We start from the raw sequence: 22,534 nt of genomic DNA on the forward strand, positions 1-22,534 counted from the left end.
CCCGGTCCGTGGGGACGGACCGGGGCGAGACGTGGTGCGACGCGCAGGGTGCGGGTCAGCCGCAGGTGGCGGCGTCGTACTGCGCGGTGACCGTCGTCGACCTCCCCTCGGCGTCGGTGGCGACGACCGTGGCCTCGCCGGCCTCGACCGACGTCGCGCGCGACGCGAACGACTGGTAGGCGTTCTTGCCGGGCTCGACGCCGTTGAACGTCTTGGTGCCGAACGGCGTGTCGAGACGGACGGTGAGGGGCACGTCGTCGTCGTTGAGCGCCCGGACCGCGACGTAGACCTTGCCGGCGAGGCAGCGGGTCTCGGCCGTGACGGTGACCGCCGGACCGGCCGGGACGCCGTCGCCCACGGTGAGCGTGAGCGTCGTCGTGGTGGTGCCGGCGGTGCTCACGTAGTCCGGGAGGACGAGGTCGCCCTGGATCACGTACACGCCCGGCGTCTCGACGACGGACTCGTCGTAGTCCCACTCGACGCCGATCGCCTGGTTGTCGCGCGAGCCGTCGTTGTACGACACGAGGACCTTCGTGGGCAGCCACGGCTGCTCGCCGACGGCGACGCTCTGCTCGAACTGCTCCGCGCCCTGGATCGAGATGCCGCCCTGGGAGTTCTCCGGCCGCACGTAGACCTGGGCCTCGGCGATCAGGCCGTAGGTCGTGTTCGTGCCGTAGACGGTGAACGGCTCGACGTTGGTCTCCGCCACCATGGCCGGCGTGATCGGCTGCCAGGTGAAGTCGACCGCGCCGCGGCGACCGCTCGAGTAGACGACGTCGAGCGACGCGGGGAGCGTCGGGACCTCGCCCGTGACGGTCCGGACGACGACCGGGCTCGCCACGGAGTCCACGGTGTCGCCGTTGACGCGCCACCGCAGGATGCCGGTGCCGGCGCCGCCGGTCTGCACGCCGGTGATCCGGACGCGCAGGTAGCTGGCCTCGACGGGCTCGAACTCGAGGTGGTTGTAGGCGTTGCGCTGGAGCGCGCCCGCGTACGTGGAGCCGTCGGTCAGGGTCACGGGCGTCCAGTCGGTGCCGTTCTGCGAGTACTCGACGGTGTAGGTGTCCGCGCGCGGCATGCGCGTCCCGCCGTTGTCGTCGTACCAGTAGATGTCCGTCGAGGCGACGAGCACCGGCGACTGCCACGCGTAGCGGATCCACGCGGCGGTCTGCGCGCTCGTCCCGTTCGCGGCCTGGCCCCACGTGCCCCAGCCGTTGCCCGCACCCGGGTTCGAGCTGCCGGGCGTCGAGGACTCGTTGACGCGCAGCGGGTTCTCCCACGACGCCGACCCGCTCGTCGTGATCGTCGCGAGCGCGCCGAACTCGGCGGAGGTCGCCTTCTCGGTGAGCTCGACCTGGACGTCGCGCTCGGTCGTGAGCCCGCCGTCGGACGCGGTGAGGCGGAACGTGTACTCCCCCGCGACCGTGCCGGTCACGGTCGTGGTCAGGGCGTCGGCGTCGCCGAAGATGACGCTCGCGCCGTCGGGGGCGGAGACGGTCGTCCACCCGGAGGTGAGCGTGCCGTCGTCGGGGATGCCGTCGTCGGTCACGGTGCCGACGAGCGTCGTGGACAGGTTGCCGTCCTTGGACCGGTCGACGTTCACGGTGACCGTCGGGGCGTCGTTGACGACCTCGGGCACCTCGCGGCCGGAGTCGAAGACCTGGATCTCCGAGATCGCCGTCCAGTAGCTCGGCGTGTTCGTGAACGCGACGCGGACCTTGTCGGTCGTCACGGCCTCGAAGAGCGCCTCGTTGAACTTGGGGCCGGGGATCTTCGGCGCCTTGAACGCGTCCGGCACCGAGGTCCAGCCGCCCGAGCCGTCGGGCACCTGGACCGAGTACCGGACCGGCTCGCGGTACCCGCCCGCCTGCCGGTCGCTGACGAACCAGACCTTGACGTTGTCGAACGTCGTGGGCTCGCCGAGGTCGAGCTCGACGTACCCCGTGTCGCCCTCGGTCCCGTAGTTGCCCCAGTACGGCTCGTTGACGGTCGTGCCGTCGGTGACCGCGTCGAGCGACACGGGCCGCTCGGTCTCCTTGATGGCGCCCGGCGTGTAGTTCATCGACCCCGTGCTCCAGCCCGGTGTGTGGAACTGGCGCCACGGCGTCGGGCGCACGCCCTGCTGGGTGGCCGACGACGAGAGCTCCGCCCCGCGCGCGAGGTTGCCCGCGTCCTCCGTGAGGTCGATGCCCGCGGTCTTCAGGTAGGACACGACGCGCTCGTCCTCGATCGGGGTGTCGACCGCGGTCGGCAGGTCGGCGCCCTGGTCGTCCACGACCTCGACGGCCAGCCCCTCGTCGGACTCGACGACCTCGTTGGCCGCCGGGTCGTAGACGAACCGGCCGAGCGCGTCGGCCGCGGCCTTGCGCTCGCCGTCGACGAACAGGCTATAGCCCTCGCCGAGCCCGTAGTGCGAGCCGTCCTCGTCCCAGACGATCGTGACGTCCTTGCCGTGGTACCGCAGGTTGTTGACCATGAAGTGGTCGTACCCGAGGTCGATCGGCCAGAGCTCGATCTTGTCGTCGGACCGCGGCTGGATGCCGCCCATGTCCTCGACGTAGATGTAGTTCATGTTGCCGAGCATCACGTGGTTCGGGTTGTTGCGGTTGAACGTCTGCGTGCTCGCGTTCCAGTTCGAGTAGTACTCGGCCTGGTTCGGGACCAGCGCGTTGCCGTTCGGGTAGATGCTCCACGCCATCCAGTCGAGGAGCTTCGCGGCGTACTCGGGCGTGACGTACGTGTGGTCGGGGTCGTAGTGCCGCAGCGCGGACCGCACGCCGCGGTACTGGACCGTGAAGTTGATGTTGGAGAAGTTGTTCGAGCCGCCGATCCCGAACTTCGCCCGGTCGTACTGGTTGGCCGTGTAGAACGGGAAGATCGGGAAGTTGTCGCCGTACCGCAGGAAGCGGAAGCCGTCGACGTACCGGTCGGCGTCCTCGAACGGGATGAGGTTCTCCGCGTAGACGTCGTAGAGGTTCGACTCCTTCGCCGGGATGAGGTCGCGCTCGGCCTGGCTCAGCGGGTTCTGGTTCCCGCCCGACGTCGCGCCGTGCGACGTGCCCGCGAGGAACATGCGGGTCTCCTCGCTCCACAGCCGGCCGAGGATCGCGTCCCGGATCTCGTCGGCCGCGGTCCCCATCTCGGCGACCTTCGCCGGGTCGGCCCCCGCCATCGCGTAGAGCTGGCGGGCGGCGTCGAACGCGCCCCACACGTACGCGGACTCCGGGCGCTCGATCGTGCGCGCGCCCGGTGCCCCGGCGTTCACCTTGGGGTAGCCGAAGCTGATCGCGTCGGCGTCGTTGCCGGGCATGTAGTTGGTGTCGTAGGCGATGAGCTTGTCGTCGTTGCCGTCGTAGTGCTCGAGCTGGCCGACGCCGTCGCCCTCGAAGTACGTCGCGAAGCGCTCGGCGACCGCCGGACCGCCGCCGTGCACGTTGTACGCCTCGAGGCCCGCGGTGCCGAGGTACTGCGAGTAGTGGTTGTTCCAGCTCGTGTGGCCCGGGCTGTCGAGGAACGCCGACGACCCGGACAGCTCACCGATGTTGAGGATCTGGCCGTACCCGAGGTACGGGTTGCGGATCCACTTGGTGTCCTGCAGGTGCATGGGCTGCGTGAGCGCCACCGAGTTCTGGTAGAGGTTCACGCCCTCGATCGTCGTCGGGTACTGGTACACGTAGCCCGGCTCGTTCGCGTCGAGGCTGTTGTACCGCTCGCCCCACCAGCGGTACACGATCGCCTTCTCGATCGCGGCGTCGGGCACGTCGAGGTACGGGATGTCCTGCGCCCACTGCCGGTTGAACTCCGTCACGCCCGTGCGGAACGCGTCCGCGGGCGACAGCGCGGCGTACTCGTGGAAGCTCTCGACCGACTCGGGGAGCGTGTCGCTGGAGAGCACGCCGAGGACGGACAGGTCGACCGACCCGCCCGCCGGGACGGTCACCTCGCGGTCGAGGTTGGTGCCCACGCGCTCGAACCCGGGCGCCTTGAGACCGACCGTGACGTCGGACCACGGGGTGTCGACGAGCCCGTTGTTCGCGCCGCTCGTCAGGGTCCGCGTCCCGGTGAGCTCGTCGGCCGCGTCCGTCGACGTGGTCGCCAGCGGGGACGCCGCGCGGACCGTGAACGTCACGTCGCTCGCGCCGGGGTTGGTGAACGTGATCGCCGAGAGCGCCACGTTGTCGTACGTGATGAGCTTCTTGAGGTCGGCGGTGACGCCCGTCGTCCCGACCGTGTAGCGCGCCTTCGCGTGGCTCGGCGCGTTGAAGCGCTGCGCCCCGACCTCGGTGATCGTCTGCCCCGGGACGGTCACGGTGTAGAGGTTGCCGAGGTTGTTGGGCCCGCCCGCGAACGCGGAGCCCGCGAAGCCCATGACCGCCCAGTTGCTGTTGCCCCGCAGGTACAGCGAGCGGCCGCGCGTCTGCAGCACGGTGTTGCCCGACGTCCCGCTCACCCCGAGCACGCGGTCCAGGTAGTAGTCCGTGCCGCCCGCCGCGCGGTCCTTCTCGAAGATCGACCCGTGCATCGAGCCCGCCGTCCACGGGACCCCGGGCTCCAGGGCCGCGGCGACCTGGTCCAGGTTCGAGTAGACCGGGTCACCGATGTCCATCGAGTCGGTCGTCCCGTCGGTGTACACACCGACGTCGCTCTCGTTGCCCGGCACCACGTCGGCCTGCGCCCCCGGTGCCAGCGCGACGCCGGTCACGGCCATCGCACCTGTCATCGCCGAGGCGACGACCCTTCTCAACGCTCTCCCCGACATCACCAAGTCCTCTCCATCGGGAACCGGAAAACAGGTTTCGGGACGACGACGGGCCTCGCCTCGCACGGGCGGACTGCCTCGTCCGCCCGCCCCGCTGCGGGACGCGGGACCCTGATCGTCGTGCCGCCTCGCGCCGCGCCGTGGAGCGCTCGCGCCCGGGGCCGGGGCCCCGAGCACCTCCGCGGTGAGGTCGCCAGACGCGAGCCAGTCAACCAGCCACGAAGGGCTGACCGCAATGGTTTTCGGTCTCGACTTTGCCTCGTCGGCCGGAGCCTCACGGACCGGTGTGGCGCCCGATGATCGTTGGTACGACGCCATCCGGGCTCCGTGCGACGCAATCTCACAGGCAGGAGGAGCGGCTGACATGGGGCGCTACCGAAAGGTCGTGTCCATCGCTTTCAAGCGCCCCGGGGCTCGCGCGGCAGCAGGATGCGTCCCGCCACGACGGCCAGGGCTCGCCGCCGGGGACGGCCCCGCACCCGCCTATCAGGCGCCGTCGGCGGGCGGGGCGGTCCCGTCCCCGGGCGGCGTCGCACCGTCCGCCGGTGGTGCGGTCCCGTCCGCGGGCGGCGTCGCACCGTCCGCGGGCGGCGTCTCACCGTCCGCCGGCGGCGCGGTGCCGTCCGCCGGGGCGGTCGTGTCCGCGGGGTCCGGGGACGGCGGGGGCGGCTCGAGCAGCGTGAACGTCACGGGCTCGCTCGTCGCGCCGTCGACGCCCGCGATGCTCAGGACCGCGGTGTACGTGCCCGGTCCGACCTCCGGCTGGTCGGGCGCACAGCCCTCGGCCGAGCGGTGCCGGTCCCAGCGCACGAGCTTCGACGGGTCCTCGTCCCCGGTGCTCATGAGCAGCAGCCGCTCCGTCGTGCCGCAGTCGGCCGACGACCAGACGAGCTCGTCACCGGCGTAGACCTGCACCTGACGCCCGGCGTCGGAGCCGTCGACGAGGCAGGGGCGGCCGCCGGACTGCCGGAGCGTCACGGTGAGCTGGACCGCGCGACCTGGCTCGTACTCCGCCGCGCTCGCCGTCAGCCCGAGCTCGAGGGACGCCGCCGTGCAGTCCTGGGGCGGGCCGGCCGCCTCCGGGGTCGGCGGCGCGGACTTGCCCTCCTGCGCCGTCTCGTCGCCGGCGAGCAGCGGCTGCACCGCCCGCACCACGACCTGCCCGAGCAGGACGAGCCCCACCACGAGGCCGACGAGCAGCGCGAGCACGACGAGGCGGCGTCGGAGCAGGGCCCCGCGCGTGGGCCGGTCGCCCGGCCCGCTGCGGGGGCTGGCGCCCGGCCTCGGGGCGCGGTCGGTCCGCGGCGTGCTCACGGGTCCTCCGTCGTGCAGGTGCTGGTCGCGACCACGGTAGCGGCGACCGACGCCCGGCCCCGTGCTGCCGCGCCGACGACCGCCCAGGTCGGGGCAGAATGGGTCCCTCCCCACCCGACGGCGCCCGCCACCGGCACGACCGCCGGCCAGCACGGCGGCGCGGCGGCGCGGGGCCCACCGACGACCGAGAGGGACGACCGCCGTCATGACCGCCCCGGCCGCGCGCCCGGCCCGACCGCACGTCGCCGCCACCGTCACCACCGCCGCTGCCGCGGGACCGCACCCGCACGCCGACCTGCGCGACGCCGTCGGGCGCTGGTTCGGCGAGACGGCGCGCGACCTGCCGTGGCGCGCGGCGGACCGCACCGCGTGGGGCGTCCTCGTGAGCGAGGTCATGCTCCAGCAGACGCCGGTGGTGCGGGTCGAGCCCGCGTGGCGCGCGTGGATGGAGCGCTGGCCGGAGCCCGCGGACCTCGCGGCGGCGTCGACGGCAGACGTGCTGCGCGCGTGGGGCCGCCTCGGCTACCCCCGCCGCGCGCTGCGCCTGCAGGAGTGCGCCCGGGCGGTCGTCGAGCGGCACGGCGGCGAGGTCCCGCACGGCGAGGACGCCCTGCGCGCGCTGCCGGGCGTCGGCGAGTACACCGCCGCGGCGGTGACCGCGTTCGCGCACGGCCGGCGCGCCGTCGTGGTCGACACGAACGTGCGCCGCGTCGTGGCGCGGGCCGTCGGCGGGAACGCCCTGCCCGCGCCGTCGTACACGGCCGCCGAGCGCGCGACGGCGGCCGCCCTCGCCCCGGCGGACGACGCGGACGCGGTGCTCTGGGCTGCCGCCTCGATGGAGCTCGGCGCGCTCGTGTGCACCGCCCGGACGCCGCGCTGCGGCGTCTGCCCCGTCCGCGACGCGTGCGCGTGGCGCCTCGCCGGTCGCCCGGGCGACGAGCACGCGGGACGACGGCGCACGCAGGCCTGGGCGGGCACCGACCGGCAGGTGCGGGGTCGGGTCATGGCCGTGCTGCGCGACGCGCCGGGACCGGTGCCGCGCGGCGTCGTGACCGAGGTGTGGCACGACGCCGCGCAGCTCGACCGCTGCGTCGCGAGCCTCGTCGAGGACGGGCTCGTCGAGCAGGTCGACGACCTCTACCGGCTCCCCGCCTGACCCGCCGCCGGCGACGGGGCGAGCGGCTCCGGCGCCGGGTCACAGGGTCGGCAGCCAGACCCGCATCGTCGACGGACCGCGCTCGGCCCAGTCGTGGTACGGCACGAGCCGGACGTCGACGGGGACCTCCGCCGAGGTCGCGACCGGCTCCTCGCCCGGGCGGTCGGCGCCCGTCCGCCCGGGCGCCCCGCCCCGGAGCGGGGTGTACGGCCACGGAGCCGTCGCCGGGTCCACGAGGAGCCCGCGCACGACGACGCGCCCGTCCTCCTCGCGCGGGGGCACGGCCACGTCGACGCGCAGGTCGGCGACGTCGCGCCCGCCCGGCAGGTCGACGGACTCCACGCACAGGACCTCGGGCCCGCGCTGGACGGCGACGCACCCGCGCACGGCGTCCACGCGCTCGTCGGGCACGAGGAACCGGGGCGTGACGTCGAGGTCGAGCGTGACGACGCTCCCCGCGCGCAGGTCGGGCACCGCGACCGTGCCCGCGGGCACCTGGCGGGCCGGGCCGTCGTCGACCACGAGCAGCCCCGAGCCCGACCACGCGGGAACGCGCAGCGTGAGCGCCCAGCGCTCGGGCGCCTCGACGACGCGCACCCGCACGCGCCCGTCCGCGGGGTAGCCGGTCTCGACGTCGAGCGCGACGGGCTCCCCGGACGGCAGCGTCGCGCGGACCTCGCTCGTGGCGTACTGGTGGAGCTGCACGCCGCCGTCGTCGACGGTGGCGAGGTACCCGGCGAGGCTCGCGAACGTGCGTGCGACGTTGGGCGGGCAGCACGACACCTCGAACCACGGCGCGCGCAGCGACGACTCGGCGCGCTTGCTCACCTGGTCCGGTGCGGCGGGCTCGCCCGGGACGCGCTGGTGGAGCGTGTTGGCGTAGTAGAAGGCGCGGCCGTCGTGCGCGGGCGACGTCGCGACGACGTTGAACAGCGTGCGCTCGACCACGTCCGCGTACCGCGGGTCGCCCTGCGCGAGCAGGAGGCGCCACGCGACCATCACCGACCCGATCGACGCGCACGTCTCCGAGTACGCGCGGTCGGGCGGCAGGACGAAGTCCTCGCCGAACGCCTCGTCCTGGTGGTGCGAGCCCTGGCCCCCCGTGACGTAGGTGCGCGCGGCCTGCGTGCGCTCCCACTGCCGCGCGACCGCGGCGACGAGCTCGTCGTCGCCCGTCTCGACCGCGACGTCGACCGCACCGGCGGCGAGGTAGTTCGCGCGGACCGCGTGGCCCCGGAAGACGGTCGCCTCGCGCACCGGGACGTCGTCCTGGTAGTAGGAGCGCCCCCACTCGATGTCCGCGAGCGTGCCGTGCCCGCGCCGCTCGACGAAGAGGGCCGCCTGCCGCACGTACCGGGGCTCGTCGAGCGCGCGCCCCAGCTCCGCGAGCGCCACCTCGACCTCCGCGTGCCCGCAGACCCCCTGGATGCCGTCCGGGCCGAACGCCTCGCACACGTGGTCGGCGGAGCGGCGCGCGACCTCGACGAGGAGGTCGTCCGGGTGCCCGGTGCGCGCCCGCGCGACGGCCGCCTGCAGGAGGTGGCCCTGCACGTACAGCTCGTGGCCCCACTCGAGGTCCGTGTACCGGGCGTCCTGACCGGGGCTGCCGAACCGCGTGCAGAGGTAGCCGTCGGGCGCCTGGGCCGCCGCGACGCGCCGCACGATCGCGGCGAAGCGGCGCTCGAGGTCGTCGTCGGGGCGGCGGCCGAGCTCCCAGGCCATCGCCTCGAGCAGCTTGTACACCTCGGAGTCGCTGAACTCCCGGCCGCGGCGGGTCGTCGCGACGTCGCCGCGCACGACGGCGTCGAAGTTCGGCAGCCAGCCCTCGGCCTCGAGCCAGTGCTCGATGTGCCCGAGGGTCGCGGCGCGGTTCACCTCCTGGCGCTCGGCCCAGAACCCGCCCGTGATGCGCACCTGCGCCAGGCCGAGCGGCTGCAGCCGCCCGGTCGCGGGGACGACCGGCCGTCCGCCGTCCGTGGGGCGGGCACCGGTCCCCGTCGTCCGGGGCACGGTCGGGGTCGTGGTCATGGCAGCACCTCCGGAGGCGACGGCGTCGCCTCGTGGTTCGTCGGGTCGTCGTGGTGGGACGACGCCGGGCGTCGTGGGGTCGGTCGGTCGGACGGGGGTCGGGTCGGGGGCGTGGGTCGTCATCCCTTCAGCGCCCCGGACATGAAGCCGCGCACGTAGTGGCGCTGCAGGAGCAGGAACAGGACGATGCACGGGGCCGCGAGGACGACGACGCCCGCCTGGGTCGCGCCGTAGTCGACGATGCCCATGACCTGCTGGCGCATGTTCGCCACCGCGAGCGGCAGCGGCGCCTTCGTCGAGTCGGTGATGAGGATCAGGGGCGCCACGAAGTCGTTCCAGGCGGCGAGGAAGGCGAACAGCCCGACGGTGATGAGCCCCGGCTTCACCGCCGGCAGCAGGACCCGCCACAGCGCGCCGAACGACGAGCACCCGTCGACCATCGCGGCCTCGTCCAGCTCGCGCGGCACCGACTCGAACGCGATGCGCATCATGAACGTCGCGAACGGGAGCTGGAACATCGTCAGGACCAGCGCGAGGCCGAGCAACGAGTTCTGCAGGCCGAGGGTGTTGAGGAGCACGTAGAGCGGGATGAGCAGCGTCGCGTACGGGACCATGAGGATCGCGAGCGTCACGAGGAACAGCACGTCGCGCCCGGGGAAGCGGAACCGCGCGAAGGCGAAGCCGCCGAGCAGCGACACCCCGAGCGTGAAGAGCACCGTGAGCCCGGACACGACCACGGAGTTCAGGAGGTACTGGCCGATGCCCGCCTGGTAGTTCGCCAGGGTCACGTAGTTCCCGAAGCCCCAGCCGTCGACCTGGTTGCTGCCGGGCTGCGGCGAGAACGAGGCCACGCCCGCCCAGATCAGCGGGAAGAGGAAGACGATGGCGAGGCCCCCGGTGAGCACCCAGTACGGGGTGCGGGTGAGGACGCCGGCGATGCGGGCGCGCGGGGCCGGCCGGCCGGTGGGAGCGGGTCGCGCCGCGGGTGCGGGAGCGGGTGCGGTGACGGTCATGTCACTTCTCCTCGGGTGCGCGCATGCCACGGACCTGCGCGACGTTGATGAGCACGAGGGCGGCGAGCACGATGATCGACAGCGCGGCGGCCACGCCCAGGTCGTTCTGGCCCTGGAAGGCGATGTTGTAGATGAGCTGGACCACGGTGATCGTGCTGTTGTCCGGGCCGCCCTTGGTGAGGATGTAGAACTGGTCGAACGCGAGCAGCGAGCCGGTGACGCACATGATCGTGCACAGCGCGAGCGACGGGCGCAGCAGCGGGAGCGTCACGCGCCCGAACGTCTGCCAGCGGTTCGCGCCGTCCATGCGCGCGGCCTCGTAGACCTCGTGCGGGATCCCCTGCAGCCCCACCATGAGCAGGAGCATGTAGAACCCGGCGAAGCGCCAGACGATGAGGAACACCGTCGACCACAGCGCCCCCTCGGGCGAGCCGAGGAACGACACCGGCTCGTCGACGATCCCCAGCCGCTCCAGGAGCGGGGAGATCGGCCCGACCTGCGGCGAGTACAGCGCGTAGAAGAGCAGCGACGCGGACGCGAGGCCCAGCGCGCTCGGCACGAGGATCGACGTGCGCAGGAAGCTCTTCCACCGGCTCGACTCCTGCACCAGGAGCGCGAAGCCGAGCCCCAGGGCGATGAGGAGCACGGTCGCGATCACCGTGTACGTGAGCGTGAAGACGATCGAGTCCCAGAAGAACCGGTTGTCGACGGCGTCGCGGAAGTTGTCGGGGAAGTTGGGGCCCCGGTTGCCGGCGAGCAGCGGCCAGTCGGACACCGACATCTGGCCGACGAGCAGGACGGGCAGGACGAAGAACACGAGGACGAACACCGCGGTGGGCGCGGCGTAGGCCCACCCGCGGGCGGCCTGCGAGCGCCCCGGCCGACGGCGGCGCCGCCCGGCGCTCGCGGTCAGGGTGCCGCGGGGCGGTCGGTGGTCGCTCGCGGCGGGGCCCGGCGACGCCGCGCCGTGCTGCGCGGGCGAGGGCGGCGTCGAGGACGCGGACTGCACGGACATGAGAGGTCTCCTGGAACAGGGCGAGGGAAGCCGGACCCGGCCCGCCGCCGCACGGGTGGCCGCGGCGGCGGGCGCTGTGGTCACGCGGGGTGGTCGCTCGGGACGATCACGCCGGACCGGTCACTGCGAGAGGACCGCGGTGATCTCCTCGTTGTCCGGCTCGATGCTCGAGGCGTCGCCGAAGACCGCGTTGCGCACGAGCGTGAGCCACGGGCTGTTCGGCGCGTTGAACGCCTGCTGGAAGTTGCGGGCGACGGGCGTGCGACCCTTGCTCGCGATCTCGTTGATCGTCACGACGCGCGGGTCGGCCGAGGAGTACTCGTTGTCGACCAGGTCGGCGCGCGAGACGACGTCGCCGTTCTTGGCGAGCACCTCGACCTGGGCGTCCTCGGACATCATCCAGGAGAGGAAGTTCCACGCCTGGTCGGACTGCTCGCTGTCCTTGGAGATGCCGATGCCGTCGCCGCCGACGAACGTCGACTCGCCGCCGCCCGGCCCCGGGATCGGCGCGACGCCGACGTCCACCGTCTCGTCCGCCGTCGACAGGAGCGTCGCCGGGTACGGCATGACGCCGACCTTGCCCTCCTGGAAGGGGGCGACCCAGGTCGCGCCGGTCTCGTCCCGCGTGCCGGCGCCCACGGCGTCGGAGTCGACGAGGTCCTTGTACACGGCGTAGACGTCCTGCGCGGTGTCGCTCGCGAGGAGCGACTCGGTGCCGTCCGCGCTGAGCACGTCCTCGTCCGCGGCCCAGACCGACGGGAACCACGTGAAGACGAGGCACCCGCCGCAGTTGCCGCCGAAGAAGGTGCCGTCGACGCCGCCCCCGAGCGCGTCGACCGCCTTCGCCTGCTCGGCGAACTCCTCGAGCGACGTCGGCCCGGCCTCCGGATCGAGGCCGGCCTGCTCGTAGAGGTCCTTGTTGTAGAAGAGGACCGAGATGTCGAGCACGAACGGCAGGACGTACTCCTCGTCCTCGTACGTGCCGGCCTCCAGGTGGCCCTGGTTGATCTGGTCCGCGAAGTCGAGCTGGTCGATGCGGTCGGTGACGTCCTGGTAGAGCCCCTGCTCGACCCAGTTCGGCACGTACACGATGTCGGCCGCGAACAGGTCGGGCAGCCCGCCGCTGCCCGCGGAGGCCCCGACCTTCGCGACGTAGTCGTCGTTGGGGACGATCGTGAGCTCGACCTGGTTCTCGTGGCTCGCGTTGTACGCGTCCACGAGCAGCTTCGCCTGCTTCTCGAGCGGCGCGCGCGTCCACAGCGTGAGCGTGCTGCCGTCGTCGACCCCCTCGACGCCGCCGTCTCCCGTCCCGCCCGTCGCGGCGTCGTCGCCGCCGGATCCGGACCCGCCGCACGCGGCGAGCCCGAGCGCGACGAGGCCGGCGAGCGTCGTCGTGGCCACGGACCTCTTCCACGAGGCCCCGCGGTGGTTCTTCATCTCGTGTCTCCTCGTACTCGTCTTCGAGCCGTTGCACCTGTGCCCCGTGCCCGCGCTGTGGGCGAACACGTTTTCGGTCACCGTGTCGCGCTGCAGCGCGCTCCACGTGGCCGACCCTCCCCTCAGGCGGCTAGTGTTCGATGTCCTGGCGTCATCCGCGAGCAACGTGCTCGCGACGTCGCCAGCACCGAAACCAACCGAAAAGGTTTTCTGAATGTATGGCAGCGCGGTAGTCTCGTCAAGCAGGGCAGCGGGTTACAGTTCGATCACGGCTCGATCGTCGAGGGCGCAGCGCAGCGCACCGGCAGGAGGGGGAACGGCCTCATGACGACCCAGAGCGGGAGCGCCACGCCGCGCGCGGCGACCCTGACCGACGTCGCGCGCCTGGCGGGCGTGTCCATCGCGACCGCGTCCAAGGCGATCAACGGGCGCGACCAGGTCAAGGCGGAGACGCGCCTGCGCGTCCTGGAGGCCGCCGAGCGGCTGTCCTTCGCCCCCAACGCGCTCGCGCGCGGGCTGCTCAAGGGCCGCACCGGCACGGTGGGGCTGCTCACGAGCGACCTCGAGGGACGCTTCTCGATCCCCGTCCTCATGGGCGCCGAGGACGCGTTCGGCGCGGGCCGCGTGTCGGTCTTCCTGTGCGACGCGCGGGGCGACGCCATCCGCGAGCAGCACCACGTGCGGGCCCTGCTCTCGCGGCGCGTCGACGGCCTCATCGTCGTCGGCTCGCGCACCGACCCGCGGCCGCCGCTCAGCGCGGACATCCCCGTCCCCGTGGTCTACGCGTACGCGCCCTCCGAGGACCCCTCGGACGTCTCGATCACGGCGGACAACGTCGGGGCGGGGCGCCTCGCCGTCGAGCACCTGCTCTCGTGCGGGCGCCGGCGCGTCGCCCACGTCTCGGGCGACCCGGGCTACAAGGCCGCGCAGGACCGCGCGGCGGGCGCGCAGGCCGCGGTCGCCGCCGCCGGCCTGGAGCTCGTCGGCGGCCAGACCTTCTTCGGCTCGTGGAGCGAGGGCTGGGGGCGCGGCGCCGCGCGCATGATCGTCGAGCAGCACGGCGACGTCGACGCCTTCTTCTGCGGCTCCGACCAGATCGCCCGCGGCGTGCTCGACGCGCTGCGCGAGCTCGGCCGCGACGTGCCGGGCGAGGTGTCGGTCATCGGGTTCGACAACTGGGAGGTGCTGACGACCAACGCGCGCCCCCAGCTCACGAGCGTCGACATGAACCTCGAGCGGCTCGGGCGCGTCGCCGCGCAGCGGCTCTTCGCCGCGATCGACGGGACCGTGCGCCCGGGGGTCGAGGAGCTCCCGTGCCGCGTGGTGACCCGCGCGTCGACGGTGCCGATCAGCTGAGCGTCGCGCCCGCGGCGCCGCCGTCGAGGTCGTCGAGGGCGTCGAGGTCGAGCAGCATGCGCGTGTTGCCGAGCGTGTTGGGCTTCACGCGCGCGAGGTCGAGGAACTCCGCGACGCCGTCGTCGTGCGAGCGCAGGAGCTCGGCGTACACCTCGTGCGAGACGGGGGTCCCCTCGATCACGCGGAAGCCGTGCGCCCGGAAGAAGTCGACCTCGAACGTCAGGCAGAACACCCGACGGAGCCCGAGCGCGCGCGCCCGCGCCAGGAGCTCGACGACGAGCGCGTGCCCCACGCGGTGCCCGCGCCACGCGGGGTCGACCGCGAGGGTGCGGATCTCGGCGAGGTCGTCCCACATGACGTGCAGCGCGCCGCACCCGACGACGCGTGGCGCCCGCTCGCCGTCGGGCTCACCGGTGGTGCCCGGCACGGCCGGGTCCACCTCGGCGACGACGAACTCCTGGACCGCCTCGTAGTACCCGACCAGCTCCTTGGCCAGGAGGATCCGGTCCTCCGCGTACGGCTGCACGAGCGCACGGACCGCGCGCACGTCCGCGGGCAGGGCGGGACGGACGCGGACGGCGGAGGTCGTGGGCACCGCGTCACTGTACGCGGATCGGCGCCCCGGTGCATAGTCATGCATCGCACCGCATATCTCCGTGGAGGTCAGGTGCCCCCGACGAGGTGCGCCGCCGTGATCTCGTCCACGACGAGGTCGGTGACGACCCCGGCGCGCAGCGCGGCGCGCAGCGGCGCCACCTTGTTGTCGCCCGCGACCGCGCACACGCGTCGCGGGACGCGCCGCAGCTCCTCCGGCGCGGGGCCGGTCGCACGGCCGTTGAGGGCGATGTCACGGTAGGTGCCGTCCGCGCGCAGGAACACCGTGCACACGTCGCCGACGACGCCCTCCGCGTCGAGGACCGCGATGTCGTCCGGCTCGAGATACCCCGCCGAGTACACGTGCGACGGCACGCCGCCCGCCACGGCCCCGACGGAGAAGAGCGCGATGTCCGCCCGGTGCTGCACGTCGAGCACGCGCCGCACCGACCGCTCGCGCCACATCGCGCGCTTGGTCTCGGCGTAGTCGAAGAACGCGGGCACTGGGAAATGGTGCACGTGCGCGTCGAACGCGGTGCCGAAGCCCGCGATGAGGTCGCCCGCGTAGTGCACGCCCGACGTGCGCGTGTTCGCGGCGCCGTTGAGCTGGACGACGGCGCTCCCCCGCGTCGGCTTCCGCGGCAGGTGCCGGGAGATCGCCGACAGCGTGGTCCCCCACGCGATGCCGAGGATCATGTCGGAGTCGAACCACGTCGACAGCAGGCGCGCGGTCGTCAGGGCGACCTGCTCCAGCCGCTCGACCTGCGGCGCCTGGTCCGGCACCGGGACGACGTACGCGTCGATGCCCCACGTGCTCGAGAGGTGCTGTCCCAGCCCGGGGCCGCGGCTCCGCGCCGGCCGCAGCGAGATCTCGACCAGCCCCGTGTCCCGGGCCCGCTTCACGAGCCGCGACACGGTGGACCGCGACGTGTGCAGGTGCTTGGCGATGGCCTCCATCTTCATGTCCTGCAGGTAGTACATCGAGGCCGCCCGCAGGACGTCCTGCTCCCGGTCCACCATGCCCGTCTCCCTTCGCTCGACCTCCATTCTGCACGTTTGTGCACCACGGTTGCGCGTCCGTTCGGCGCGTGGTGGTCTGGAGGGCGTGCCAGCGCGCCGGGACCCCGGCGCGCCCACGACGGTTACCGCTCGCGCACCCTGGTCGGGCGTGGGACCGTCGCTGTGAGCGCACCGTGGGCGCATCGTCCCGCGGCGTGCCCGCAGCACCGAGGGACGAGAGAGGAAGACGGATGGCATCCACGAGACTCACCGCGGAGTCGCGCCGGCAGGCGCTCGCCGCGCTCGAGGCCAGCACGACCCCCGACGCGGAGCTCGACGTCCTCGTGATCGGCGGCGGCGTCACCGGCGCGGGGATCGCGCTCGACGCCGTGACGCGCGGGCTGTCGACGGCGATCGTCGAGGCGCAGGACTGGGCGGCCGGGACCTCGAGCCGGTCGAGCAAGCTCGTCCACGGCGGGCTGCGCTACCTGCAGATGCTCGACTTCCACCTCGTCAAGGAGGCGCTGACCGAGCGCGACCTCCTGCTCAAGGACATCGCTCCGCACCTCGTGCGGCCCGTCCCGTTCCTCTACCCGCTCGAGCACCGCGTGTGGGAGCGCGCCTACGTGGGCGCGGGCATCGCGCTCTACGACACGCTCGCGAGCCTCGCCCCCGGCAAGCGCGCCATGCCGATCCACCGGCACCTGTCGCGCAGCCGCATGGAGAAGAAGTTCCCGGACCTCGCGCACGACGCCGCGATCGGCGCCGTGCAGTACTGGGACGCGTCCGTCGACGACGCGCGCCTCGTCACGACGCTCGTGCGCACGGCCGCGTCCTACGGCGCGCACGCCGCCTCGCGCACGCAGGTCGTGTCCCTCACCAAGGGGTCGACGGGCGCGGTGAACGGCGCCGTGCTCCAGGACCTCGAGACCGGGGCCGAGATCACCGTCCGGGCCCGCGCCGTCATCAACGCGACCGGCGTCTGGACCGAGGACACCGAGGCGCTCGCCGGCAGCGAGGGCGGGCTGCGGGTCCTCGCGTCCAAGGGCGTCCACATCGTCGTCCCGCGCGAGCGCATCAAGGGCCAGGTCGGGCTGATCCTGCAGACCGAGAAGTCGGTCCTGTTCATCATCCCGTGGTCGCGCTACTGGATCATCGGCACCACGGACACCCCGTGGGAGCAGGACTTCCAGCACCCCGTCGCGACGTCGGCCGACATCGACTACGTGCTCGACCACGCGAACGCGGTGCTCGCCCACCCGCTCACACGCGACGACATCATCGGCACGTACGCCGGGCTCCGCCCGCTCCTGCAGCCGGGAACCAAGGAGGGGACGAGCTCCGCGAAGGTCTCGCGCGAGCACACCGTCGCCTCCCCCACCCCGGGCCTGACCGTCATCGCCGGCGGCAAGCTCACGACCTACCGCGTGATGGCCAAGGACGCGGTCGACTTCGCGATCGGCCAGCGCGCCAGCGCCCTGCCGTCGATCACGCAGAAGATCCCGCTCCTGGGCGCCGTCGGCCTGGACGCCGTCCGGCGCCAGGCGCGCCCGTGGGCCTCGCGCTACGGCTGGACGCCCGCGCTCGTCGACCACCTGCTGCACCGGTACGGGTCCAACCTGCGCGAGATCGTCGAGCTGTGCGAGGCGCGGCCGGACCTCGCGAAGCCGCTGGAGCACGCGCCGGCATACCTGCGCGCCGAGATCGCGTACGGCGTCTCCCACGAGGGCTCGCTGCACCTCGAGGACCTGCTCCTGCACCGCACCCGGCTCAACTACGAGGTCGCCGATCGCGGCCTCGCCGCGCTTCCCGAGATCGCCGACCTGGTCGCCGAGCTCCTCGGGTGGGACGACGCGACCCGCGCCGCCGAGATCGCCAGCTACACCGACCGCGCGAACGCGGAGGCCGCCGCCGAGCAGGAGCCCGACGACGCGTCCGCCGAGCGCACCCGGCTGGAGGCCGACGACGTGTCGCCCCTGCAGCCGCTCCGTACCACCTGACAGCAGCACACCGCCGCGAGCGAACCTCGGGCGCCGTCCGGCAGGGGACGGCGCCCGACCGGCCCTCGCACACCGACCTCACGGGGCGCACGCCGACGGCGGACCGGCCCGAGGACCCGGCGCTCAGGCGCGCCGGGACGGTTGAGACAGAGAAGTCCACCACGAAAGAGAGAGCACGATGGATCAACTCCTCATGAACGCCTTCTGGTCCGAGGTCCTCGGCACGGCGACCCTGATCCTCCTCGGTGCGGGCGTCGTCGCGAACGTCGTCCTGCCGAGGTCCAAGGGCTTCAACGGCGGCTGGCTCCTCATCAACTGGGGGTGGGGCCTCGCGGTCTTCGCCGGCGTGTACGTGGCGCACAAGTCGGGCGCCCACCTCAACCCCGCCGTGACGATCGGCCTGTTCGCAGCCGACCAGCCCTTCGCGACCATCACCGGCCCCGAGGGCGTGGTCACCGCGACGATCGAGCCGACCGTCGGGAACATGTTCATGTACTTCGGCGCAGAGATGCTCGGCGCCTTCATCGGCGCGGTCTTCGCGTTCCTCGCCTACAAGAAGCACTTCGACGAGGACGCCCCGGGAGCGACGAAGCTCGCCGTGTTCTCCACCGGACCGGAGATCCGCTCCTACTGGTGGAACTTCCTCACGGAGGTCATCGCGACGTTCGTGCTCGTGTTCTTCGTCGTCGTGTCGGGCAAGACGCCGTCCGGTCTCGGGCCGCTCGCCGTCGCGCTCATCGTCGTCGGGATCGGCGCGAGCCTCGGTGGTCCGACCGGCTACGCCATCAACCCTGCGCGCGACCTCGCGCCCCGCATCGCCCACGCGCTCCTGCCGATCAAGGGCAAGGGCTCCAGCGACTGGTCCTACTCGTGGGTCCCGGTCGCCGGCCCGCTCGTCGGCGGCGTGCTCGCGGGCCTGCTCGGCGCCGCATACATCTGACGGACGCCCACGTGGCCGGGGAGGGGCACCCCGGCCACGTGGCCACACGCTGCTGCACCTCAACCCACACCCACACCGACGTGAAGGACTGAACGCACCATGGCCGACTACGTTCTCGCCATCGACCAGGGGACCACGAGCTCCCGGGCCATCGTCTTCAACCACTCCGGGGAGATCGTCTCCACCGGCCAGCTCGAGCACGACCAGATCTTCCCGCGCGCGGGGTGGGTGGAGCACAACCCGGAGCAGATCTGGAACAACGTCCGCGAGGCCGTGGGCCTCGCCCTGACCCGGGCGAACGTCACCTACCAGGACATCGCCGCCGTCGGGATCACGAACCAGCGCGAGACAGCGGTCGTGTGGGACAAGACCACCGGGAAGCCCGTCTACAACGCCATCGTCTGGCAGGACACCCGGACGCAGAAGATCGTCGAGGAGCTCGGCGGCTCCGACGGCCCCGAGAAGTACAAGTCGGTCGTCGGTCTCCCGCTCGCGACCTACTTCTCCGGCCCCAAGGTCAAGTGGATCCTCGACAACGTCGAGGGCGCCCGCGAGGCCGCCGAGCGCGGCGACCTGCTGTTCGGCAACACCGACACGTGGACGCTGTGGAACCTCACGGGCGGCGTCAACGGCGGCGTGCACGTCACCGACGTGACCAACGCGTCGCGCACCATGCTCATGGACCTCGACACCCTCTCGTGGCGCGAGGACATCGCCGCCGACATGGGCATCCCCCTGTCGATGCTCCCGGAGATCAAGTCGTCCTCCGAGGTGTACGGGCACGGGCGCCAGCAGGGCCTCCTGCCGGGCGTGCCGATCGCCGGCATCCTCGGCGACCAGCAGGCCGCCACGTTCGGCCAGGCGTGCTTCGAGGTCGGGCAGGCCAAGAACACGTACGGCACCGGCAACTTCATGCTGCTCAACACCGGGACCGAGAAGGTCATGAGCGAGAACGGCCTGCTCACGACCGTCTGCTACAAGATCGGCGACCAGCCCGTCCGCTACGCGCTCGAGGGCTCCATCGCCGTCACCGGCTCGCTCATCCAGTGGCTGCGCGACAACCTCGGCATGTTCGAGGACGCACCCGACGTCGAGTGGCTCGCCGGGAAGGTCGAGGACAACGGCGGCGCGTACTTCGTGCCCGCGTTCTCCGGCCTCTTCGCCCCGTACTGGCGGCCCGACGCGCGCGGCGCGCTCGTCGGCCTCACCCGGTACGTCAACCGCAACCACATCGCGCGCGCCGCACTCGAGGCGACGGCCTTCCAGACGCGCGAGGTGCTCGACGCCATGAACGCGGACTCCGGCGTCGACCTCACCGAGCTGCGCGTCGACGGCGGCATGGTCGCCAACGAGCTGCTCATGCAGTTCCAGGCCGACCAGCTCGGCGTCGACGTCGTGCGCCCCAAGGTCGCGGAGACCACCGCGCTCGGCGCCGCGTACGCCGCCGGCATCGCCGTCGGGTTCTGGCAGGGCGAGCAGGACGTCATCGACAACTGGGCCGAGGACAAGCGGTGGAGCCCGTCGATGGACGACTCCGAGCGCGAGCGCCTCTACCGGAACTGGAAGAAGGCCGTGACGAAGACGTTCGAGTGGGTGGACGAGGACGTCGAGCAGTAGTCCCTCTCTCGACGGAGGTCCCGCCTTCCGGAGGGGGTGGGGTGGTGTCGCCGGTCGTGGCGACACCACCCCACCCCCTCTTCGCGCGTCGCCTCTCGTGCGGGGCGTGCCCCCACGTCCGGAGAGGCGACCAGGGCGCGGGTGTCAGCCGAGGCTGAGGGGGAGGCGGGTCGCCAGGGGGCCCAGCGCAGCTCGCTCCGCGGCCGTCGGGGCGCGGCGCCCCGTCACGACGCGCAGGGCGTCCGGGTCCGCGAGGGACGGCGGGACCGGCGCGCCCAGGAGGGCCTCGAGGAGCGTGCGCGACGCCGCGAGCGTGGCCTCGGGCGGTCCGGCCGCGGACGGCAGGTGCGCGACGAGGTCGAGGTGGTGCACGGTCCACTCCAGGACGTACGCGTCCAGGAAGTCGCGGACGGTGAGCGTCTCCCCCTGCGTCCCGACGACGGCCGTCGGGTCCGCGAGCCCCGCCGCACGTCCCGCGGCGGCGAGGAGGTCGTCGACGTGGTGCCGCAGGGCGCCCGGCAGCCCGTAGGCCGCCGCGAGCCGCGCGACGAGGCGGCCGTGGGGGTCGGGGTGCGCCTCGGCCTCGCCCGCACGCCAGTACGCGACCGCGTCGACGGTCGGCTCCGCGTCCTCCGGGGTCACCAGGGTGACGAGGACGTCCTGCGCGCCGATGGTCAGGTGGCAGACGAGGTCGCGCACCAGCCACCCGGCGCAGCCCGACGGCCGCTCCCAGTCGTCGTCCGCGAGGTCGTCCACGGCGTCCTGCAGGGCGGTCACCGCCTGGGTGAAGAGGAGCATCCCGGCACGCTAGCCCCGCCGCCGAGGCCGGACAAGGGGTCGCCGCGGTCCCCCCGCCGCGTGGGCGTCGCGCCCGACCGGCGCCGTCCCCGGCGACTAGGGTGAACCGGGTGAGCGTCGTGCGCGAGACCAGCTACACCGTCCCCGGGATCCACGTCACCGACCGCGAGCTCGAGGTGCCGCTCGTCTGGGGCGACGACGGCGACCCGCGCCGCCTGACGCTGTTCGTGCGCGAGCTCGTCGACCCCGTGCGCCGTCGGGACGACCTGCCGCTGCTCGTCTTCCTCCAGGGCGGCCCGGGCGGCAAGGGGCCGCGCCCCACCGGCCCCGACGGCTGGGTCGGCACGGCGCTCGAGACGCACCGGGTGGTGCTGCTCGACCAGCGGGGCACCGGGCGGTCGTCGGCCGTGCGGGGCGCGGCGCTCGCGGCCCGCGGGTCGGGCGCCGCCCAGGCCGACCACCTGTCGCACTTCCGCGCCGACGCGATCGTCGCGGACGCGGAGCACGTGCGACGCACGGTCTACGGCGGCCGGCGCTGGTCCTCGCTCGGGCAGTCCTACGGCGGGTTCCTCACCATGACCTACCTGTCCCGGGCGCCCGAGGCCCTCGACGCGTGCTACGTGACGGGCGGGCTCCCGGGTCTGACGGCGGACGCGCGCGAGGTCTACCGCCGCACCCAGCCGCGCGTCGTCGCGAAGAACGCCGCGTACCGCGAGCGGTATCCCGACGACGCGGCCCGGCTCGCGCGCGCCGCGGACCGCCTGGCGGTGGGCGACGTGCGTCTGCCCGACGGCGACGTGCTCACCGTCCGCCGGCTCCAGTCGCTCGGCATGGACCTCGGGATGAAGCCGGGGCCCGAGCGCATCCACTGGGTCGTGGACGAGGCGTTCGACGCGGACGCGCCGGACGAGCTCACCGACACGTTCCTCGCGGAGGTCGCCGCGGCGACGTCGTTCCGCACGAACCCGCTCTACGCGGTGCTGCACGAGTCGATCTACGCGCAGTCCGGCACCGGAGCCACCGCGTGGGCGGCGGAGGCCGTCCGTGCCGAGGACCCCGCGTTCGACCCCGCGGCCCGGCCGCTGCTGCTCACGGGCGAGATGATCTACCCCTGGATGTTCGACGAGGTCGCCGCGCTGCGGCCGTTCCGCGCGGCGGCGGAGGCGCTCGCCGCCCGCGACGACTGGCCGGACCTGTACGACCTCGACGTGCTCGCCCGCAACGAGGTGCCCGTCGAGGCGGCGGTCTACCACGACGACATGTTCGTCGACGCGGGCCTCTCGCTCGAGACCGCGGCCCGCGTGGGCAACGTCCGCACCTGGGTCACCAACGAGTTCGAGCACGACGGCCTGCGCACGGGCGACGTCCTCGCCCGCCTCCGAGACCGCCTCGCCGCCCGAGGCGGCCCCCTCCCCACATGACCCCACCTTGCTGTGGGCGTGAAATGGGCTCGGTTGTCTGGCGGTCACCCAGCGCAATTGACTCCCAACGCCGGGGGCCGGGGAACA

The 22,534-nt window shown here is 73.0% G+C and carries 15 protein-coding genes; 6 read left to right on the plus strand and 9 right to left on the minus strand.

What is annotated here, in order from left to right:
- Positions 1 to 55: 55 nt before the first annotated feature.
- Both ACFC2L_RS00990 and ACFC2L_RS00995 read right to left on the minus strand, forming a co-directional pair.
- Positions 56 to 4,708, minus strand: coding sequence for a discoidin domain-containing protein (locus tag ACFC2L_RS00990; protein WP_375822374.1), 4,653 nt, complete (start codon positions 4,706 to 4,708; stop codon positions 56 to 58).
- 537 nt (positions 4,709 to 5,245) lie between these two features.
- The gene (locus tag ACFC2L_RS00995; protein ID WP_375822375.1) at positions 5,246 to 6,073 is read right to left on the minus strand and encodes a hypothetical protein; all 828 of its coding nucleotides are present in this window, start codon (positions 6,071 to 6,073) and stop codon (positions 5,246 to 5,248) included.
- Between the two features lie 205 nt (positions 6,074 to 6,278).
- Here ACFC2L_RS00995 and ACFC2L_RS01000 point away from each other — a divergent pair, with 205 nt between their 5' ends.
- Positions 6,279 to 7,229 carry an A/G-specific adenine glycosylase gene (locus tag ACFC2L_RS01000; RefSeq protein WP_375822376.1) on the plus strand — a complete coding sequence of 317 codons (951 nt, stop codon included), beginning with the start codon at positions 6,279 to 6,281 and terminating at the stop codon, positions 7,227 to 7,229.
- Positions 7,230 to 7,268: 39 nt separating this feature from the next.
- Here ACFC2L_RS01000 and ACFC2L_RS01005 read toward each other — a convergent pair whose 3' ends face one another.
- The 4 genes from ACFC2L_RS01005 to ACFC2L_RS01020 all read right to left on the minus strand — a co-directional run bounded on the left by ACFC2L_RS01005 (position 7,269) and on the right by ACFC2L_RS01020 (position 12,722).
- Entirely contained in the window at positions 7,269 to 9,257 is a 1,989-nt protein-coding gene (locus ACFC2L_RS01005; protein WP_375822377.1) for a glycoside hydrolase family 127 protein, read from the minus strand.
- A gap of 119 nt (positions 9,258 to 9,376) precedes the next feature.
- Positions 9,377 to 10,270 carry a carbohydrate ABC transporter permease gene (locus ACFC2L_RS01010; protein WP_375822378.1) on the minus strand — a complete coding sequence of 298 codons (894 nt, stop codon included), beginning with the start codon at positions 10,268 to 10,270 and terminating at the stop codon, positions 9,377 to 9,379.
- A gap of 1 nt (position 10,271) precedes the next feature.
- Positions 10,272 to 11,285: a carbohydrate ABC transporter permease gene (locus ACFC2L_RS01015; RefSeq protein ID WP_375822379.1), complete on the minus strand. Its 1,014-nt coding sequence runs from the start codon at positions 11,283 to 11,285 to the stop codon at positions 10,272 to 10,274.
- Between the two features lie 120 nt (positions 11,286 to 11,405).
- Positions 11,406 to 12,722: an ABC transporter substrate-binding protein gene (locus ACFC2L_RS01020; RefSeq protein WP_375822380.1), complete on the minus strand. Its 1,317-nt coding sequence runs from the start codon at positions 12,720 to 12,722 to the stop codon at positions 11,406 to 11,408.
- A 324-nt stretch (positions 12,723 to 13,046) separates the two neighbouring features.
- Between ACFC2L_RS01020 and ACFC2L_RS01025 the strand changes: the two genes are divergently transcribed.
- Positions 13,047 to 14,078: a LacI family DNA-binding transcriptional regulator gene (locus ACFC2L_RS01025; protein ID WP_375822381.1), complete on the plus strand. Its 1,032-nt coding sequence runs from the start codon at positions 13,047 to 13,049 to the stop codon at positions 14,076 to 14,078.
- Here ACFC2L_RS01025 and ACFC2L_RS01030 read toward each other — a convergent pair.
- The gene (locus tag ACFC2L_RS01030) at positions 14,071 to 14,718 is read right to left on the minus strand and encodes an amino-acid N-acetyltransferase (RefSeq protein ID WP_375822382.1); all 648 of its coding nucleotides are present in this window, start codon (positions 14,716 to 14,718) and stop codon (positions 14,071 to 14,073) included. The genes ACFC2L_RS01025 and ACFC2L_RS01030 overlap by 8 nt on opposite strands.
- Before the next feature lie 23 nt (positions 14,719 to 14,741).
- Entirely contained in the window at positions 14,742 to 15,692 is a 951-nt protein-coding gene (locus ACFC2L_RS01035) for a sugar-binding transcriptional regulator (protein ID WP_375822383.1), read from the minus strand.
- A 230-nt stretch (positions 15,693 to 15,922) separates the two neighbouring features.
- On the opposite strand from ACFC2L_RS01035, the gene ACFC2L_RS01040 reads away from it, so the two are divergent.
- The 3 genes from ACFC2L_RS01040 to glpK all read left to right on the plus strand — a co-directional run bounded on the left by ACFC2L_RS01040 (position 15,923) and on the right by glpK (position 20,228).
- Positions 15,923 to 17,671 (plus strand): FAD-dependent oxidoreductase, encoded by a 1,749-nt coding sequence (locus ACFC2L_RS01040; RefSeq protein WP_375822384.1) that lies wholly within the window; start codon positions 15,923 to 15,925, stop codon positions 17,669 to 17,671.
- A 193-nt stretch (positions 17,672 to 17,864) separates the two neighbouring features.
- Positions 17,865 to 18,611, plus strand: a complete 747-nt coding sequence (locus ACFC2L_RS01045) for an MIP/aquaporin family protein (RefSeq protein ID WP_375822385.1) — start codon at positions 17,865 to 17,867, stop codon at positions 18,609 to 18,611.
- A 99-nt stretch (positions 18,612 to 18,710) separates the two neighbouring features.
- Entirely contained in the window at positions 18,711 to 20,228 is a 1,518-nt protein-coding gene (gene glpK / locus ACFC2L_RS01050; protein WP_375822386.1) for a glycerol kinase GlpK, read from the plus strand.
- A 144-nt stretch (positions 20,229 to 20,372) separates the two neighbouring features.
- On the opposite strand, the gene ACFC2L_RS01055 is transcribed toward glpK, so the two are convergent.
- Positions 20,373 to 21,026: a maleylpyruvate isomerase N-terminal domain-containing protein gene (locus tag ACFC2L_RS01055; RefSeq protein WP_375822387.1), complete on the minus strand. Its 654-nt coding sequence runs from the start codon at positions 21,024 to 21,026 to the stop codon at positions 20,373 to 20,375.
- Between the two features lie 119 nt (positions 21,027 to 21,145).
- Here ACFC2L_RS01055 and ACFC2L_RS01060 point away from each other — a divergent pair, with 119 nt between their 5' ends.
- Positions 21,146 to 22,447: an alpha/beta fold hydrolase gene (locus ACFC2L_RS01060; RefSeq protein WP_375822752.1), complete on the plus strand. Its 1,302-nt coding sequence runs from the start codon at positions 21,146 to 21,148 to the stop codon at positions 22,445 to 22,447.
- Positions 22,448 to 22,534 lie beyond the last annotated feature (87 nt).

The sequence above is a fragment of the Cellulosimicrobium sp. NPDC055967 genome, assembly GCF_042269845.1.
Taxonomy (GTDB): domain Bacteria; phylum Actinomycetota; class Actinomycetes; order Actinomycetales; family Cellulomonadaceae; genus Cellulosimicrobium.

Excerpts from the sequence above, each read along its gene's own strand:
- ACFC2L_RS01045 (WP_375822385.1), top strand. The coding sequence starts at position 17,865 with ATGAACGCCTTCTGGTCCGAGGTCCTCGGCACGGCGACCCTGATCCTC.
- ACFC2L_RS01005 (WP_375822377.1), bottom strand. The coding sequence starts at position 9,257 with ATGACCACGACCCCGACCGTGCCCCGGACGACGGGGACCGGTGCCCGC.
- ACFC2L_RS01015 (WP_375822379.1), bottom strand. The coding sequence starts at position 11,285 with ATGTCCGTGCAGTCCGCGTCCTCGACGCCGCCCTCGCCCGCGCAGCAC.
- ACFC2L_RS01055 (WP_375822387.1), bottom strand. The coding sequence starts at position 21,026 with ATGCTCCTCTTCACCCAGGCGGTGACCGCCCTGCAGGACGCCGTGGAC.
- glpK (WP_375822386.1), top strand. The coding sequence starts at position 18,711 with ATGGCCGACTACGTTCTCGCCATCGACCAGGGGACCACGAGCTCCCGG.
- ACFC2L_RS01000 (WP_375822376.1), top strand. The coding sequence starts at position 6,279 with ATGACCGCCCCGGCCGCGCGCCCGGCCCGACCGCACGTCGCCGCCACC.
- ACFC2L_RS01035 (WP_375822383.1), bottom strand. The coding sequence starts at position 15,692 with ATGGTGGACCGGGAGCAGGACGTCCTGCGGGCGGCCTCGATGTACTAC.
- ACFC2L_RS00990 (WP_375822374.1), bottom strand. The coding sequence starts at position 4,708 with ATGGCCGTGACCGGCGTCGCGCTGGCACCGGGGGCGCAGGCCGACGTG.
- ACFC2L_RS01010 (WP_375822378.1), bottom strand. The coding sequence starts at position 10,270 with ATGACCGTCACCGCACCCGCTCCCGCACCCGCGGCGCGACCCGCTCCC.
- ACFC2L_RS01020 (WP_375822380.1), bottom strand. The coding sequence starts at position 12,722 with ATGAAGAACCACCGCGGGGCCTCGTGGAAGAGGTCCGTGGCCACGACG.
- ACFC2L_RS01040 (WP_375822384.1), top strand. The coding sequence starts at position 15,923 with ATGGCATCCACGAGACTCACCGCGGAGTCGCGCCGGCAGGCGCTCGCC.
- ACFC2L_RS01025 (WP_375822381.1), top strand. The coding sequence starts at position 13,047 with ATGACGACCCAGAGCGGGAGCGCCACGCCGCGCGCGGCGACCCTGACC.
- ACFC2L_RS01030 (WP_375822382.1), bottom strand. The coding sequence starts at position 14,718 with ATGCATGACTATGCACCGGGGCGCCGATCCGCGTACAGTGACGCGGTG.